Origin of the sequence: Flavobacterium sp. (genome assembly GCF_965277525.1) — a bacterium.
Lineage (GTDB): Bacteria > Bacteroidota > Bacteroidia > Flavobacteriales > Flavobacteriaceae > Flavobacterium.
Map to the genome: position 1 here is coordinate 409,660 of NZ_CBDIDC010000001.1, position 16,816 is coordinate 426,475.

At 28.7% G+C, this 16,816-nt stretch carries 16 protein-coding genes; 8 read left to right on the plus strand and 8 right to left on the minus strand.

The features are described from left to right. Nucleotides 1-251: 251 nt before the first annotated feature. From ACQY44_RS01640 to ACQY44_RS01650, 3 genes are all read right to left on the minus strand, one after another. Nucleotides 252-1,535 carry an HlyD family efflux transporter periplasmic adaptor subunit gene (locus ACQY44_RS01640; protein WP_428228680.1) on the minus strand — a complete coding sequence of 428 codons (1,284 nt, stop codon included), beginning with the start codon at nucleotides 1,533-1,535 and terminating at the stop codon, nucleotides 252-254. Beyond that, nucleotides 1,528-3,549, minus strand: a complete 2,022-nt coding sequence (locus ACQY44_RS01645; RefSeq protein WP_428228786.1) for a peptidase domain-containing ABC transporter — start codon at nucleotides 3,547-3,549, stop codon at nucleotides 1,528-1,530. Before ACQY44_RS01645 ends, ACQY44_RS01640 begins: the two co-directional genes overlap by 8 nt. Nucleotides 3,550-3,700: 151 nt before the next feature. Next, nucleotides 3,701-5,293, minus strand: coding sequence for a nucleotidyltransferase domain-containing protein (locus tag ACQY44_RS01650; RefSeq protein ID WP_428228681.1), 1,593 nt, complete (start codon nucleotides 5,291-5,293; stop codon nucleotides 3,701-3,703). Between the two features lie 268 nt (nucleotides 5,294-5,561). Between ACQY44_RS01650 and ACQY44_RS01655 the strand changes: the two genes are divergently transcribed. From ACQY44_RS01655 to ACQY44_RS01680, 6 genes are all read left to right on the plus strand, one after another. Next, nucleotides 5,562-6,305 (plus strand): hypothetical protein, encoded by a 744-nt coding sequence (locus tag ACQY44_RS01655; RefSeq protein WP_428228682.1) that lies wholly within the window; start codon nucleotides 5,562-5,564, stop codon nucleotides 6,303-6,305. A gap of 66 nt (nucleotides 6,306-6,371) precedes the next feature. Continuing rightward, a complete protein-coding gene (locus ACQY44_RS01660) occupies nucleotides 6,372-6,782 on the plus strand; it encodes a hypothetical protein (RefSeq protein WP_428228683.1) in 411 nt (136 codons plus the stop codon). An 82-nt stretch (nucleotides 6,783-6,864) separates the two neighbouring features. After that, entirely contained in the window at nucleotides 6,865-7,146 is a 282-nt protein-coding gene (locus ACQY44_RS01665) for a hypothetical protein (protein WP_428228684.1), read from the plus strand. After that, nucleotides 7,127-8,290, plus strand: a complete 1,164-nt coding sequence (locus tag ACQY44_RS01670) for a TolC family protein (RefSeq protein ID WP_428228685.1) — start codon at nucleotides 7,127-7,129, stop codon at nucleotides 8,288-8,290. Before ACQY44_RS01665 ends, ACQY44_RS01670 begins: the two co-directional genes overlap by 20 nt. A gap of 2 nt (nucleotides 8,291-8,292) precedes the next feature. Further along, entirely contained in the window at nucleotides 8,293-8,718 is a 426-nt protein-coding gene (locus tag ACQY44_RS01675) for a hypothetical protein (protein ID WP_428228686.1), read from the plus strand. A 120-nt stretch (nucleotides 8,719-8,838) separates the two neighbouring features. Beyond that, nucleotides 8,839-9,300 (plus strand): GNAT family N-acetyltransferase, encoded by a 462-nt coding sequence (locus ACQY44_RS01680; RefSeq protein ID WP_428228687.1) that lies wholly within the window; start codon nucleotides 8,839-8,841, stop codon nucleotides 9,298-9,300. 570 nt (nucleotides 9,301-9,870) lie between these two features. Here the strand turns inward: ACQY44_RS01680 and ACQY44_RS01685 are convergent. From ACQY44_RS01685 to ACQY44_RS01705, 5 genes are all read right to left on the minus strand, one after another. Continuing rightward, nucleotides 9,871-12,021, minus strand: coding sequence for a peptidase domain-containing ABC transporter (locus tag ACQY44_RS01685; RefSeq protein ID WP_428228688.1), 2,151 nt, complete (start codon nucleotides 12,019-12,021; stop codon nucleotides 9,871-9,873). Nucleotides 12,022-12,023: 2 nt separating this feature from the next. Beyond that, complete coding sequence (locus ACQY44_RS01690; RefSeq protein ID WP_428228689.1) at nucleotides 12,024-13,175, minus strand: HlyD family secretion protein; 1,152 nt, start codon at nucleotides 13,173-13,175, stop codon at nucleotides 12,024-12,026. Then, a complete protein-coding gene (locus ACQY44_RS01695; protein ID WP_428228690.1) occupies nucleotides 13,172-13,966 on the minus strand; it encodes a CPBP family glutamic-type intramembrane protease in 795 nt (264 codons plus the stop codon). Before ACQY44_RS01695 ends, ACQY44_RS01690 begins: the two co-directional genes overlap by 4 nt. Before the next feature lie 73 nt (nucleotides 13,967-14,039). Then, nucleotides 14,040-14,198: a hypothetical protein gene (locus tag ACQY44_RS01700; protein WP_428228691.1), complete on the minus strand. Its 159-nt coding sequence runs from the start codon at nucleotides 14,196-14,198 to the stop codon at nucleotides 14,040-14,042. Between the two features lie 27 nt (nucleotides 14,199-14,225). Further along, nucleotides 14,226-14,387 carry a hypothetical protein gene (locus ACQY44_RS01705; protein ID WP_428228692.1) on the minus strand — a complete coding sequence of 54 codons (162 nt, stop codon included), beginning with the start codon at nucleotides 14,385-14,387 and terminating at the stop codon, nucleotides 14,226-14,228. Nucleotides 14,388-14,759: 372 nt separating this feature from the next. Here ACQY44_RS01705 and ACQY44_RS01710 point away from each other — a divergent pair, with 372 nt between their 5' ends. Continuing rightward, nucleotides 14,760-16,478 carry a helix-turn-helix domain-containing protein gene (locus tag ACQY44_RS01710; protein ID WP_428228693.1) on the plus strand — a complete coding sequence of 573 codons (1,719 nt, stop codon included), beginning with the start codon at nucleotides 14,760-14,762 and terminating at the stop codon, nucleotides 16,476-16,478. Nucleotides 16,479-16,631: 153 nt separating this feature from the next. Next, on the plus strand, nucleotides 16,632-16,811 hold the full coding sequence (locus ACQY44_RS01715; RefSeq protein ID WP_428228694.1) for a hypothetical protein: 180 nt from the start codon (nucleotides 16,632-16,634) through the stop codon (nucleotides 16,809-16,811). Nucleotides 16,812-16,816: the final 5 nt, after the last annotated feature.

The window sequence follows — 16,816 nt, forward strand, 5'->3', positions numbered from 1 at the left end:
TGGTTTATTGAGTTAGAAAGGAAATCCTTTGTGATTCGGAGTGGAATGATTATCAGTTGTAAATTTAAAAGTAACTGTTTATACACAAATTCGGAATTTCCTAATTTCAGTAACAACTACGTAATTTTAAAATATTAATAATCGTTTCTGGTTGTTACAAAATAAAATTACAACAAGGAGCATAAATTCATATTAGGCCAAGCAGCGAGATAATTAATAGATTCCAATCATTTATAAAAACATTTTTGAATTTACTTTTCAAGTGAATTTTGTACTTCACTAAATATTCGTTGTAAAATGCTTCTTTTATTCGTGTAATATTCTACTTGACCTGGCATATTATAGGAAAAATCGATAATTTTGTCATGATTCGTTTTTAACCCTTTTGGAAGTTTAATGTCTACATAATAAATAGTATCATGATAAACCTTTGATTTATTAAATACTATTCCTTTCAATTCTCCATACTCTTTATAGGGATAATCTTTAAGTTTAATAAATACTGTGTCTTTTGTTTTAATTTTTCCATAACCATTTGCTGACATAATCCCTCTAGCATATAAATTATTAGCTTTTGGTAATAAAATAAATAAAGGACTATCCTTTTTTACAAATTGGGTAGAATTAAAGAAAGGCTGATAAAATTCAATTTTGCCAGAAACTGGAGCTTTAATTGTATAATTATGCTCCCAAAAATCTATAGCTGTTTTAAGTTCAAAGAAGGCTTTTTTCAAATTAAATAAGGTTGAAGCTATGCTTTTTTCTTTTTCTTTTTCTAATATAAAAGTTTCATCTTTCAATTCTTCGTTATAATGCATTAAATCCTGACTACTTTTATCAATTGAGAGTTTTTTTTCTTTAGAATTTAGTATGTTTAATTTAGAATCATCGATTTTATCTTTTATGATTGCATTAAGTGTGAACAAAGTTGAATCAGCTTCAAAAGCCTTTGCCAAAATCTCAGATTTTTCGTCAAACAAAGTTTTTCCCTCTATAACTATTTTTAATTTTTCATTATTACGTTTTGCCTTCTCCTTTATGTTAGCAATTTTTTGTTTTGTTAAATCAATTCTAAATGTGTTATCACACTCTATCATTGAAAGTAAAAAATTATAATAGTACTTTTCTATTTCTCCCAGTTTTAATGATTTATCAAATTTAAAATCATGTAATGAATTTTCAATGCTATTAATATTTATAATACTCAATTGATCTTTTAATTTAATTAAATCTTGATAATTTGTGGGGCTATTAATTAAAGCTAAAAGATCACCTTTTTCTACATCTGTGTTTTCTTTTATAATCAGAATTACTTCTCCGCTATTGGGTGAATAAATATTATTAATTTGATTTTCGGAAACTATAAAAGCTTTACCTATAATTTTCTCAGGATACTTTATAAAACTACCCAATAAAACTGCAAGAATAAGAAAAGAGAAAATAAAAATAATACTGTTTTTATAACCATTAATATTCCCGGCTAAAGATATTTCTTTAAGTTCTTCTGATTGATATTTTTCTATATGTTTATCCATTTTGATTAGGCATTTGATCTTTAAAAAGATGGTAAAAAAATGTTTTTTTCTCTATTAATTCTTCATAAGTCCCTGCATCAACAATGTAGCCTTTATCAATCACAATTATTAAATCAGCACATTTTATGGTTGAAAGCTTATGAGAAACCAAAATAGTTGTTTGACCTTTCAGGTCATTGGTGAGAGTTTCTATAAATTTATTTTCACTAATAGAATCCAACGCATTTGTTGCTTCATCTAAAATTAAGAGTTTGGGTCTTTTATATAATGCCCTAGCTAATAAGACTCTTTGTTTTTGTCCCTGACTTAGTCCCTTACCACCTTCGCTTAATTGTGTATTCAATGCATCAGGCAATGCATAAATTTCATTTTTTAAATTTACCGAGGGTAATATTTCTTCAACTAATTTAGGATCATAATCCTGTTCATCTGATAAGATAATATTGTTTAAAATAGTGTCCTTGTACAATGTACTTTCTTGAAAAACGACACCAGTCTGTTTTCTTAAAAAATCATTATCAAAATTTCTTAAATTATTCTGTCCAATATAAATCTCTCCATAATATTCATCATATACCTTTGTAATTAGCTTAAGTAATGTACTTTTCCCACAACCACTTACACCCACAATTGCTGTTATTTTTTTATCCGGAATATTAAAAGTCATATTATTTAATGTAGTCTTAATTGCTCCTTTATATCGAAAAGACACATTTCTCAAAATAATATCATTATTACCCTTATCAAACTCAGTGACTAAAGATTTAGATTTAACTTGTTCTTCCTGCATGTTATTAATATCATTAACTCGCAAAAAACTTATAAAGGCAGATTGTGCCATTCTTATAAATGATATTAATTCTGAAACAGGCGTGCCTAATTGGCTAATAATAAACTGAATTGAAATAAAAGTTCCTAAAGTTAAATCTCCCTGAACTACTAAATAAGCTCCATAAAAAGTTAAACAGATATCTTTAATACCGTTAATAAAATCAGCTCCTAGTTGCTGTGTCCTGTCAACATTCAACAATTTAATTTCAATTTTATACAATAACCCTTGTATTTTTTCCCATTTCCATCTTCGATTTAAAGAATAGTTATTGAGTTTTGTATCTTCAAAGTTTTTCAGAATTTCAATCCAGGAACTTTGATTTTCACCCATAAGCTGAAAATATTTGATGTCCATCTTTTTTCTAATTTCATAGAAAAACATAACCCATAAAATATAGAGTATTGTTGAAATGAGAAAAATTAAAAACAAAAATTTATTAAACACAAAAAGAATTACACTGTAGATTGTAATAATAAAAACAGACATTACAACAGAAACAGCTGAAGTAGAAACAAATTGTTGAATTCGTTCCTGATCCTTTGATCTTTGCATTATATCCCCCATTAACATGCTATCAATAAAACTAACGGGTAATGAAAAAACTTTAATAAGATAATCAGTAACTATCGATATTTTTATCCTGCTTGCTATTTGTAAGGATATAGATGCTCTAATCCACTCTCCAATACTTTTAAATAATAAAAGGCAAATATTAGCTGTCAGAACAATAGTAATAAAGTTAAAATCATTTCCCTCAATCCCTACATCAATTATTGATCTTGTTATAAATGGAAGACAAGCATAAACCAGGGAAATGATTATCATAACCATTAATAACTGAACCAACTTTCTTTTGTAAGGAGACAAATGCCTTGATAAAAATTCAAGTGCTGATATATAATTTCCCTTGCTGTTTTTTTGTTCGGAAAATTTTTCTGAAACTTCAAGAACGATCACTTTACCAATATTTTCTGCGCTAATCCAATTTTTAATAAAATCTTCCTGATTGTATTTTAAAAGTCCCTTTGCTGGATCAGAGATATAAAAAACTCCTTTTTTTATCTTATAAAGCACAACATAATGGTTCTCGTTCCAATGAATTACTAGAGGCTTTTTAATTAACTCTAAATCATCCACACCAATATTATATGCATGCGCTCTAAAGCCTATATCTTCTGCAATTTTTCATAAATCATATATAGAAAGTCCCTTTGGGCCTAAACTTTTATAATAGGATGAAACATCTATAATTTTTTTATGATATTTAGCAATAATTTTTATGCACGTAAGCCCACAAATAAGTTTGTTTTGTTGAGGATAATGAGGGAAAGATTTAATCATTTAACTCTATTTTTTGTGTAACAAATGGGATGAATGAAACTAATCTATTATCAATAAATGCTATTGAGAATAGTGTAAATAAAATTTCTCTGTACAAACTCCATTTCCTTACATTTACTCTCTTTAGATTATTACTACTAATCAAATATGTTTTATATAGCGGAATAGCATCAATATCTGAAATTACCGTACTATTTTTTAAATACTTGACAATCAATTTGTCTAACGCCTCCGAAGAATTGTAATTCTCTACTAATTTTCTTTTTTGACTATAATACATATCCTCAAAGTTCTTTAAGGTATTCTCTTTATCTTTTAATAAATCTGTAGTTTTAAAGTTTATCCCATTATCATATGTTGTTGGCAAAAAACAATTCACTAAATATTCGTTAAAAGCGATAAAACTATTTGAATCATTTTTAAACCAGACTCTTTTTATTTCTCTCATTAATGCAATTGACCATTCAATTTGAAAAGAACTATTAAATATTCTATTTGTTTTTTCTACCATTAATTTAGAAACGTGCCGGAACAATGGAGTTACAGATGCATAAATATTTTTTGTTGAAAATTTATACACTGGATCAAATTGAAAAGGGAATAATAACTTATTAATACCCTGATTATTTCTAACTAAAAAATCCAACCGATCGAGTAAATAGTCATTTATAAAATCTTTATCAGCTTCTATAATCATGTAAACATTTTGTTCAACTTTATTTGCATGTACGGGTTTTGCTAAAAAGAAATAATAATTAAGCTTAGGCACAACAATTTGTTTTCCAAAATCATTTAAAACTGCAATAGTGTTTTTTACTATCTCTGAATTAGAATTATTATCTATTTCGATAACCAAATAATCATCATACACTTTTGAAAGAGAATTTGCTTTAGAATAATAGGGCAATAAACCACCATGCTGATTTAGAAGTTTTGTAGTTAAATCAATCAATGGAGTTTTGTTTTTTTTGCCAAAAATCTCTTTTACCGATTCTAATAATTTAGACTGAAGCTCTTGATCTAATTCTCCAAGACTTCTTATTTTGTATTTACCACACCATATTCTTGCGAGTTTAAGTTTAAATTCAGTAATAAAATCAATAAGTTGAGTTATTGCAAATAATAATTCATCAAGATTTTCTCCATCTATTAGATCATACAGTAGCGAAGTTATTTTTACCCGCATCATATATACTTCGTGATCTGTTAGGGGCCTGCAGCCTATTTGCTTTAATTCTTTTGCATGAGGAATTAAATGTTTTAAAAAATCTGAGTGATCAAAAACAATTACACCTTTGGCAAGCATACCTATAAAGGCACCTTTGGCAGTTATATAATCCATCCATAAAGTCTCCTGAATATTCTGTACAGGAATAATCATTGCCTGAATTTTTAATTTTTTGTAGGACAGCATTTCATTAAAAACTGTATTTCTATCCTGTACAAAAACAACAACATCAATATCAGAGAATTCAGTATTGGTACCATCAACATAACTTCCCGATATCAGGCATGCGTATTGGTTAGAATAATACTCATTTACAAACATTTCAATTTCTTGAAGAATATTCTTATTTAATTTCATTCTATTTTACTTTTTATAAGTTTTTTCTACTATAATTATTTTATTTTTAAATATTTTTCCTACATTAGCAAATGTAAAAATTTAATATTAAAAAACAATTATCTGTAATAAAAACAACTAATAATATTCTGATGTGTTTTTTTAAGGTTAAAAAGATAATAGAAAACTGTCACATTTTTTTGGAAGGAAGAGAGCAAAATCTTCAATGTTTTTAGCAGAAGATTTATAAGAAATAAAAAGCAATATTAATTTAAAAACCAGTTTAATTATGAGAAATTTAAAATTCCCAGAGATTGAAAAAAAAGTACAACAAAGTATTTATGGAGCATGGGGAAGCTCTAATTCTAACGATCCTAATGGAGGTTATATAGATCTCGACGAGATAATTATAGGTGGAGGCGGTTCCGGTGGTGGAGGCGGTATAGATTATTATATACCCCTAGACGAAGTAATTGTAGGCGGAGGTGGCTCCGGTGGCGGTAGTGGTTCTAACGGAGGTTGGGATTATGGCAACAATGGATCATATGACAACGGAGGTTATTGGGGCGATAGTGGTGGCAGTGGAGGAGGAGCTGGCTATGAACTTGGTGATAATTTCATTGAAGCTAATAATATGTTAGTTTTTGCTCAAGGTCATGCTAACACCCAACAGTCTCACGAGGTTGAAGATAGAATTAGGAGCGCTGTGGGTGTTACGGGACTTGCCGCAGGATTTACAGGCACATCAATTGATGCAATTTCTGCTATAACTAAAGAAATTGGTTTTACTGCAAAAACATTTAGTGCTGTTGGAAGTAAAATAGGTGTTGCAGGGGTAATGATTGGAGGTGTTGAAACATATGTCGCAGTAGCAGAAGCGGTTGGCGGTATAGATCCTTGGACTGACGCTGATACACTGAATGCTATGGCAACAGCTTTAGGTGTAGCCGCTTTAGTTCCTGGACCACATTCTATTATATGTGGTGGGCTATCAATTGCAATAGGACTTGTAAGTACAGCATATTCTCAATAATTATAATAATTCTTCTAAAAAACATGCACAAGAATTAAGTTATGATTGGGATTAAAAAAAAAAAATATGAAATCAAAATTGATTGCGTTTTACCAAATATTACTTAGTACCTATTTTTATAGTATTAAGTACGATGAAGAAAAATCAAGAAGATACGCTTACTATGCTATAAGAAATTTAATTGGAGTTCTAATTTTTATGTTTTCTTTAGTGATTTTTGTGGTTATTACATGTTTATATAATATAACTATAGATTTAAAAGGAAATAGATTAGCAGGATATTTTTTTATGATTGTAGTTGGTTTCTCTTATATTTCGCTCACCAAAAAGTATTTAAGCCCCATATTTAACGGTATAGAATTGAAAAAGGAAAAAGCTTCTAAATTTTTTTTTATTGGTCTACTTATTATAGTTGGATTATTTGGAGGAGCTGTGTATGCTATTCCAAGAATATTAAATATTTATTTGTGTGGCTAATTCATTCTAAATCTATAATTAATACAATTCTAAAATTTAAAACAGGATAATAATAATATCCTGTTTTTTTTAATATTTATTTATGTACAAAATACTTCTTACTAATTTATTATGTTTATTAAGTTATAATGTATTTTCTCAAAAAGTATTTAAGGTAGATGATTTCATTAAACACTCAGAGAACTCCATAGAAAGCTCAAAAAAAGCCAAGTACATCAAAATTAATAAAAATGAAGATGACTTATTCTATAAAAGTTTTTTACCAGATGTTGGTTTAAATTTTACATTTCCTGCTTATAACCGATCAATCTCAGAGGTTGCTCAGCCTGATGGGACTTTTGCTTTTGGAATCAAACTCTGCTAATTCCAGAGTCAATCTGTCAATATCACAAAAGATTCCTTTTACCGGAGGAAAAGTAACCGTTTCTAACTCTTTAAATCGACTGGACTTATTTGGAGATACTCAACATTCAACCTCTTATTCAGCCTCTTGGTTTGGCATCAATTTGTCCCAGCCATTGAACTTTTTTAATGCCATGAAATGGGATAAAAAAATTCAAGACGCAAAGTTTGAATATAATAATATCATCAACATCAAAAATGGTGTTGGGATTAAAAAAAAAGCTGTCAAAAATTACTTTGAGTTACTCAAAATAAAAAACGAAAAGGATATATTAATCAAAAGATTAGAAGCAACAGATAGATATAAAAAATACATTATAAATCTTATTAAAGCTGGAAAAGTTATTGTATATGATTCTATCGATGTCGAGCTGAGATTACTAAACGAGCAAAAGAATTTAAGCTTTCTGAATAAAGTAGAAAATTTAAAAATAGAGAATATTAATACTTTCTTTAAAAAGGAACTTTTCAGGAATTCAGACTCTTTGACAATTCCTGTTATAAATACAAATCTTAAAGAGAAAGACTTTTATATTAATAAATATATGGATGCCTATTATATAACTGAAAAAAATAATTTATTAAGTTTTCAAAAAAATATAAAACAACTGGAGCGAAATAAGTTTTATGCAGCTAGTCTATCTGTTGGAGCTGGGTTTAACAATTCAGCCGCAGAATATAGTGGTATTTTCAAAAATCCTAACGAAAGTCAAAATTTTTCTATCTCATTAAATGTGCCCTTGTTAGATTTTTCAAAAAAACGCATTGAGCTAGAAATTCTTAGGACTCAATATGATGTCGAAATCTTAAATTTAGAACAAGAAAAGATTTTTAATATAGAACGCATTTCGTTTTTGTATGAAGAAATAAATGATTTGTTAGATAATCTGCAAATTGAAAAATCGAGAACCGATCTTTTGAAAATTAAATTAAGTAGAATGAGAACATTACTTTATGCGCAAAAAATTCTATTCCAGGATTATTCTGAAACAGAAAATTTATTATTTGAATCCCTGAATGCAAAAATAAATATCATTCAGAACATTTACAATAAAATGACTGAGTTAGAAGAAATAACTTTAATAGAAATTATAAAAAATGACTAAAAATGAGAGATGGACAAAATAATAATCACTTAATAAATATCATGGTAAGCCTTTTTTTTGGTTTAATAATTTTACTTATATTTTCTTTATATTATGAAGGCGAATATAAAAAGCCATTAAAAGGGGAAACCATTGGACTTGCAACTAGAATTAAACAAGGCAGACAAAGTACTTTAAGATATTATTTTTATTATGATAAAAAAAGAATTTTAGGCAGCGCTTCTTTAACTAATCCTGATCTTGTAAATAAGTTTTATAGAGTAAAATATGATCCGAATAATCCCGAAAAAGGCCATGCTATTATTTTAAATGAAGAATTACAACCTGATTCAATCACATTAGTAAAAGCAGGTTTTACTAAAATTAAATATTACATATATGATGTCGGAGTAACTTGTAAATATATTGAAAATTCAAAATGGAAATAATTTATAGCCATAAGAATTGATTTCGATAGTATAATAGCATGTTATAAATCTTGCCTTTTTACATCAGGAAACAATATTATATGATTCAATGAAAATAATATTAATAAAAAATTATAAAAAATGAAAATTAGAATTGCCGAAACAAAGGATATCAAACAAATCTTAATTCTTTTTACAGAACTAGACATTAAACACAGCAATAACAATAAAGACATAAGAACTTCTATTCCCAAAGAACGTTATGAAAATATTTTTCGGGATGTTTTTAAAAGTAATAGTAATCTAATATTATTAGTTGTTGAAATTGAAGAAAAAATAGTTGCATTTGCTTTAGGTAAAATAGTAGAGATTAAAAATAATTTGCTTTTAAAGGATCAAACAGTAGGGGAAATTCTTTACTTTGCAGTTGAGGTTAATTTCCAGAGAAAAGGGATAGCAAGAATTCTTATGCATGAAATCGAAGAAAAACTAAAAAGTAATGGTGCTGATAAAATAGAGCTCCGTATATTTAGCTTTAACGAAGAACCATTGCCGGAAAAAATTAACTATAAGCCCAAGTATACGGTATATGAAAAATATTAATATTCTATCAAATTATCTGTAAATTAAAGAATGGTAATTTATTTTTGTGCCATTTTACTCAAGCTTATCAAGAGACTAATCGATTGTTAAAATAAGTATTAAATAAGAATCCCCCTTACTCCTCATACATCTCCATCCACAACCTCGTATCCTCCAAACCCAGTTCCTTCTCAATCCTCCTAAAAAATATATTCATTCACACAACCGGATGTATGCATCGATTCTGGTTGGCTAAATTCGTAAGAAGCAAGGTCTATAAAAAATTCCCTTAAATACTTAAATGGTGGATATCATCCCGAAACCTGATCTTATTTGTTTGCTATAAAATCACTTTCTGCCTTATTCAAAGTATTGAGTTCGTATTTGCAATAGTTTTGGCAGGTAAGCTTTGATAAATGGGTTTAGAAAGGTCAATGAGACCATCATTATTAACCTTATTTACAGTACTTTCTTTTAAAACGTAAATAGAATTTCCGAAAATAGAGGTATATATTTTGTTAATTAATTTAAAAGGTAAAGATCAACTATCCAATTATTATTAGATACAATATCAAAGCTTTGATTTAGTTTTTAAACCAAACTTTGCTTTTTCCAGAGATCAAAGTATTTTTCTTTTTTTTCTAATAAATCATGATGGTTACCGGTCTCTATAATTTCTCCGTTGTGCATGACCATAATTTTATCTGCATTGGCAATTGTGCTGAGTCTATGGGCAATAATAATTATAGTTTTTCCTTCTTTTTTGAAGTTATCAATCGTTTGTTTAACGATCATCTCAGAACTTGTATCTAATGAAGATGTTGCTTCATCCATTAATAAAATTTCAGGATTCTTGTATAGCGCCCTTGCAATTGCAATTCTTTGTTTTTGCCCGCCAGATAACATCGCCCCATTTTCACCAATCTGCGTTTCAAAACCATTTGGTAACTTTTCTACAAATTCTGTAATTCCTAATTGTTTTGACAAGTCTAAAATTCTCTGAATATTAGGAAATGAATCACCTAAAGCAATATTTTCAATAATATTGCCGGAAAACAAATTAAGTTGTTGCGGAATAACCCCTACCATATTTCTTAAACTTTGGTAATGAACAAAGTTTGTATCATATTCGCCAATATATATTTTGCCCTCTTTTATTGGATATAAATTTTGCAGTAATGAGATTAAAGTTGTTTTTCCGCTCCCACTCTCTCCTACAACTGCGGTAGTTTCATTCTTTTTGAATATCGCATTGAAATTTTTAAAAACTTCCAGGCGCGATCCATATCTAAAAGAGACATTTTCGAACTTGATATCTCCTAAATTTTCTCTCTGCAATTCGACCTTATTTTCTGTTTCTTCTCTTTCTAAATCCATAATTTCAAAAAGCCGGTCTGCCGCAATTAATGCATTTTGGGCTGTTTTATTCATGCTTATCAAAGAAGCTACAGGCGAAGTAAAATAACCAATCAAAGCATAGAACGAAAACAATTCTCCGGGAGTAATCGCCCTGTCGATTACATAACCGGATCCAATCCACATTAATACTACTGTAAAGGCAGAAGCCAAAAACTGTGTAGATGTGCCGGCAAAGATTCCGTTCAAGCCTGATTTATAAGTGGTAAATAAGAGTTTTACAAATTTGTTTTCTGTTTTTAAATTCGAAAATTCTTCTATTCCAAATTCTTTCACCGTTCTGACATGGGTAATACTTTCAACCAATTGCGTTTGCAGTTCGGCTGCATTCTCCATAATATTTCGTTCGACTTTTTTATTGAATTTATTTAAAATAAAATATATCGCTGCATAGAATGGAATTACAAGAAGAATAACCAGGGCCAGTTTCCAGTAATAGGTAAACATTAATACAAACGAAAAAACAACAATGAATATATTGACAATCATTTCGATTGCTACTTCATTGATAAACGAACGAATTTTTACCGCATCATTTATTCGCGAAGTAATTTCTCCTATTTGCATCGTATCAAAAAAACGTTGTGGCAAATGCAGTAAATGTTTGTAATATCCAAGAATCAGTTTAGCATCGATTAACTGTCCGGTTTTCATCACAAAAATGCTCTTTTTAGAACCTAAATACCCCTGTAGCAAAATAATAGCGATCATAGAAAAGCTTAGTAAATTAAGCAGATTTCTATTGCCGTCTACCAAAACATAGTCTGTTATTTTTTGTATGTAAACAGACATTGCCAATCCTAAAACAGTAAATAGTATTGCCCCAACCAAAGCCTGAAGTAAAATCGTTTTATGGGGCTGAATCAGGTTCCAGAATCTTTTTAGTGGCGAGGTTTTTTCGTTTATTGTTTTAAGATTATCGTTTGGAGCAAAGAGAACGAGTATACCTGACCATATTTTTTGAAATTCTTCGAAAGTATAAAGTTCCATTTTGCCTAAACCAGGATCCATGACCGTAATTTTAGATTTCTCTACTTTATAAATTACTACGTAATGTTGTAATTGTTCTTTAATCACAATATGGGCAATTGCAGGAACCGGAATTTTATCCAATGCATCTACCCCACCTTTTACGCCTTTTGCAGTAAAACCCATTTTTTCGGCTCCTTCTATGATCCCCAAAACATTTGTACCGCGTGTATCGGTATTGGCAAACTGGCGTATTCTGGCTATAGGCAGATTAACTTTGAAATGGTTTCCAATAGATGCCAGACAAGCAGCACCACAATCTTTAATATCATGTTGTTTTATTTTTATTGAAGCCATTTTTATTGATTATTTGATATTTGTTTGGGGTTCAGCCAATCGTCTATTTTGTCAAATAACAAATCGAATAAACTTCTTCTCGTTATTATATATCTTGTCGTTAAAGTCATTCCTTTAGAAACATTGGCCTGATATCCTGATTTTAACTGTAAGGCTTTTGAATTTAAGGCACAGCGTACTTTAAAAAAAGCCTGATCGTTCTGTAAGGTTATATTATGGTCAATATCGATTACTTTTCCTTCCAGCAATCCCCATTGATTGTAGTTGAAAGCATCTAACTGAAATTTTACTTTTTGATTTTTCCGAATAAGCCCAATGTCATTTGGAGACACATTACATTCCACAAGAAGCTGATCTGCTGATGAAATTGTGGCAATAGGCTGTGACGCATTTATGAAAGAACCTTTCTGAACTCCTGAATAGTTTTCTATGGTGCCTGAAACAGGAGCCAAAACATCATAATTGTTCGATTCTGCCTTTATTTTGGCAACAGTTCCGTTAAGATTTTTCAAACGATCTTCTAAATCTCTTTTTTGATTTTCCCAGGTTAATTTTTGTTGGCTTACAAAACTCTGCAATGACTGTTTGCTTAAGCGTAATTCGTATTCTAGTTTCTCAAAATCGGCTTTGGCAATAATTTCTTTATCGTAAAGAATTTTATTACGGTCGTGATTGATTTGTGCTTGTGAGATTTTGCTTTGCAATTCATTTTTTCCTGACTCAAATTTGAATACATCTTCCCGCGCTGCAGTGGTTAATAAATGAGATGTTTTATTTTGCAAAAGAGCTGAAATATCATGTAATAATGCTGAAACAGATCCTGATAATGTATCCTGCATTTTTTTATCACTCTCCAGATTTTCTTTTGAAATTTTTAAAAGTGTATCTCCTTTTTTTACAAAAGCATTATTTTTTAAATGAACCCAATTAACTCTGCCACTTACAATAGTTGAAACCGGAACATTATCGGTTACACTGCGAATTATACCACGGCTTTGACTGCTGATATCAAATTTAACAATTGGCAATAATACTAACAAAACTATAATCGCCAGAAGGATGATAAAGTAAAGTGAAAAGCTTTTTGATTTGTTTTTTGCTATAAGATTTTCAAGTGTATTTACCGGGTCTGAACTGAAGTTCATTTGTTTCATATATTTTTGAAAAATTCGTTTGGCTTTAAATTATATAAAAAGAAACAGGAAGTTGAAAAAACTATAGTAGTTATAATAGATCCTTCAAATCCAAAATCTCCTCCACTTAAAAAAAATGGTTTTTCAGGAATATATTCTAAAATGCTTATTACCTTTATACCACTAATATTACTCCCCAATAAACAACCTATTGAGAAATTCCAAAATGCATGTATGAAGCTAGTCAATAGAATTGAATTACTTTTTAAGTAAATCAAACTAAAAAAAACACCTGCTATCGCAACATTTACCAAACCTACTATATTGGTATTCGGATTGAATAAATGAAAAAAGCTAAAAAATAGAGAAACTAATATTATATTTTTTATTGAAATATCGTTAACCAACATTTTATAAGGAATAAATCTGAATAGTATCTCCTCTAACAATGCTGAAAGAAATATTAAAATAAAATAAATAATAATTTCAATATCCCAGTTATTATAGTTGTAGACTTTGATTAATTTAAATCCAATAAGAAAAAAATAGACAATAAATGGTATCAAACAGGTAAGCAAAATTGTAGTACTATAGAAACCTCTACGGAAAAAATTAATTTTAAAATTATCATATAATTTTTCTTTCCTGATTAGATATAATATGTATATCAATTGAGGACAAAATGTAGCGATCCATATTTTATAACTGAATGTTTTTGTATGTAAATCTTCAAAAGCAACAAAAATAAAAGGTATGGATATAAAAGATATAATTAAAAAGGCTCTAACGTAAAAGTTAAATATTTTTTTCATATTGTAAATTAAAATAGTATTATCCTTAAAGTTATTACTAAAAGGATAATACTGTTATTTAGTCTATACCAGATTAAATTTCATAATGTCTAGGACCTCCTACTGGATGAGCTGCAATAACATCTGCTGCTTGTTCTACAAAATATCCTGCAAATCCAATTACAAATCCAATAAGTGAACCTCCATCAATTTGGTTCATCTCTTCGTTCGTTAGGGCTGTTAAATTTTCCATATTTATTTTTTATTTAATTATTTATATTTATTTCATAAGGTTTTTTGCGGCATTGTAGCCTTTTTTGACATCGTCTTGCGCATATATAAGTTCATATGCAACTTCTGCCAGAACCCACCAGTAACCTCCCTGAATTTCTTGTGCTTCCTGAGCATTAAGCTCTACTAAATTTAATTTTTCTAAATTCATAATGTATGGTTTAATGGTTAAACATTTTATGGTAACTTATTTACCAAATTGCTAAGTATTTTTAAGAAGTATTTAAAGCTGAATACATCCTTTGTAATTGGCCAATTACATTTAAGAAACTGATCTAAATTCTTGCAGCGATATCAAACTGAAAAATGTATCTCAATTTCCTGATGTCAAAACTAGAGAAACATCATAATCTCTACAATTGTTACATAGCGAAATTCAGGAATCCCGATACGTAATTCCTGAATTTCAGACAAAATAAAACGCAAACAATTAATTATCAACAACTTATTAATTTATTATTTTTAAGATTTTATACCTTAAATTCTGTACCGATACTATATTTTTGTCAGAAATTAAAAAACTATGACTCACTTTAGGTTTCTAAAAATCTTTTTTTTTATAGTATTTCCTATTTTTATATTAGCTCAACCTCCAAAAAAGAAACTTACAAATCTTTCATATCAGGAATTAAAAGAGTTTTTTAAAAAGAATGAGAAAGATGAAAATAAACAGTTGGTCTATGCTAATGCTTATTTAGCTAAGGCAAACAAAGAAAACAACTCAATTCAAAAGGCAGCAGGATGGTATTTGCTTTCTTTATTATGTAAAGGAGATAAAGCTATTCGTTATTTAGACAGTACAATCCATTATTCTAAAAATTTGAATGATGTAAAGTATCCTGCTTATGCTTATTCCAGAAAAGCTTATGAATTAAAATATCAGTCTAAGTACAAAGAAGCTATAGATAATTTTTTAATTGCAGAAAGTATTGCTAGAAAAAACAATCCTGATTTTTATTATGATGTAAAATATTCTATAGCAGTTTTAAGATCCGAAGAATTAGGAGAAATAAACGAAGCACTAAAATTATACAAAGAGTGTTTTAATTATTATAAAGAAAAAAATGTAGAAGATGATAAATATTCTTACAATTATCAAGATGTTGTATTTGGGTTAGCAGATGCATACAAGGCATTGAAACAATCTGACTCAGCAACTTACTACAATAGATTGGGGTATAATGAATCAAAACTTACCAAAGATTATGAATACAATGCCCTTTTTGTGTTAAATGAAGGAGCTAATCTGGTAGAAAAGAAAATATATAATACTGCTATAGACAGTATTAAGAAAGCCTTGCCGAAAATGATTCTCTATAACAATTCGGAAAATATTTTAGCCTCTTATTATTATTTAGGAAAAGCGTATGATGGTTTAGGACAAAAGAATAAAGCTGTCGAAAACTTTATGAAAGTAGATTCTATTTATAATAAAACAAAAAGAATAACTCCTGAATTCACAAGTGGGTACCTCTATTTAATTTCTTATTTTAAAAATAAAAAAGACAAAGAAAACCAGCTAAAATACCTTTCTCAATACATGAATATTGATAGTATTTTGCAGAATAATTATAAAGAACTAACTAAAAAACTGCAAAAAGAATATGACACTCCCAATTTAATCTTAGAAAAAGAAAATTTGATACAAGCACTTACAAATGATAAGACCAAATCATATTGGGGTATTGGTTTATTATTTTTATTAGTAATAGCCACCACAAGTTTCGGATTTTATCAATATCAAACAAAAAAAAGACAGTATGTTCAATTCGAAAAAGTAATGCATACCTCAACAAATATTAGTGAACCAGAAACGATCAAAACAGGTAAAAAAGAATTTAAAACTATCAAATCTGGAATAGAAAACATTGGCATCAACGAAGAACTTGTCGAACAGATATTAAAAAAGTTAAATCAGTTTGAAATAACAAAAGGGTATTTATTATCAAATATTACCGTTCAGTCACTATCAGATACTTTTGAAACAAATAGTAAATATGTTTCTAAAGTGGTTAATACTTATAAAGAAAAAACTTTTATACAATACATTAATGATTTAAGAATTGAATATGCTTTACAGTCTTTAAAAAAAGATCCTAAATTGCAAAAATATACCATTCAGGCCCTGGCAATTGAGTTTGGTTTTAATAATGCAGAATCATTTTCAACTGCTTTTTATAAAAAATCAGGTATTAAACCTGTTTATTTCATTAAGCAATTGGAAAAACTAAACAAAACATAAAGACTTAATAATCAATATTTTTAAACACTTTAAATTTTTAATAATGTTTTCTTCCATACCGAAATTCCTGAATTTCGATAAATAGAAATTAGAATTTAGTATTTCATATTAAACAAAATTTATATTTGTGCGGTAACATTATAAAAAACAAATATGAAGACTACTAACTCTAAAAAAGAAAGCAAGAAGTTTGATTTAGAAAAAATGGAATTTGCAAAACTAAAAAATATGCATCTGATTAATGGTGGACAAATTGATCTTGAAGATCCTGATCCAGATACAGGTACAGCAACTAGTAATCGTTGTAATAGAAAAAAGGATCAGGAACAATAAAACCG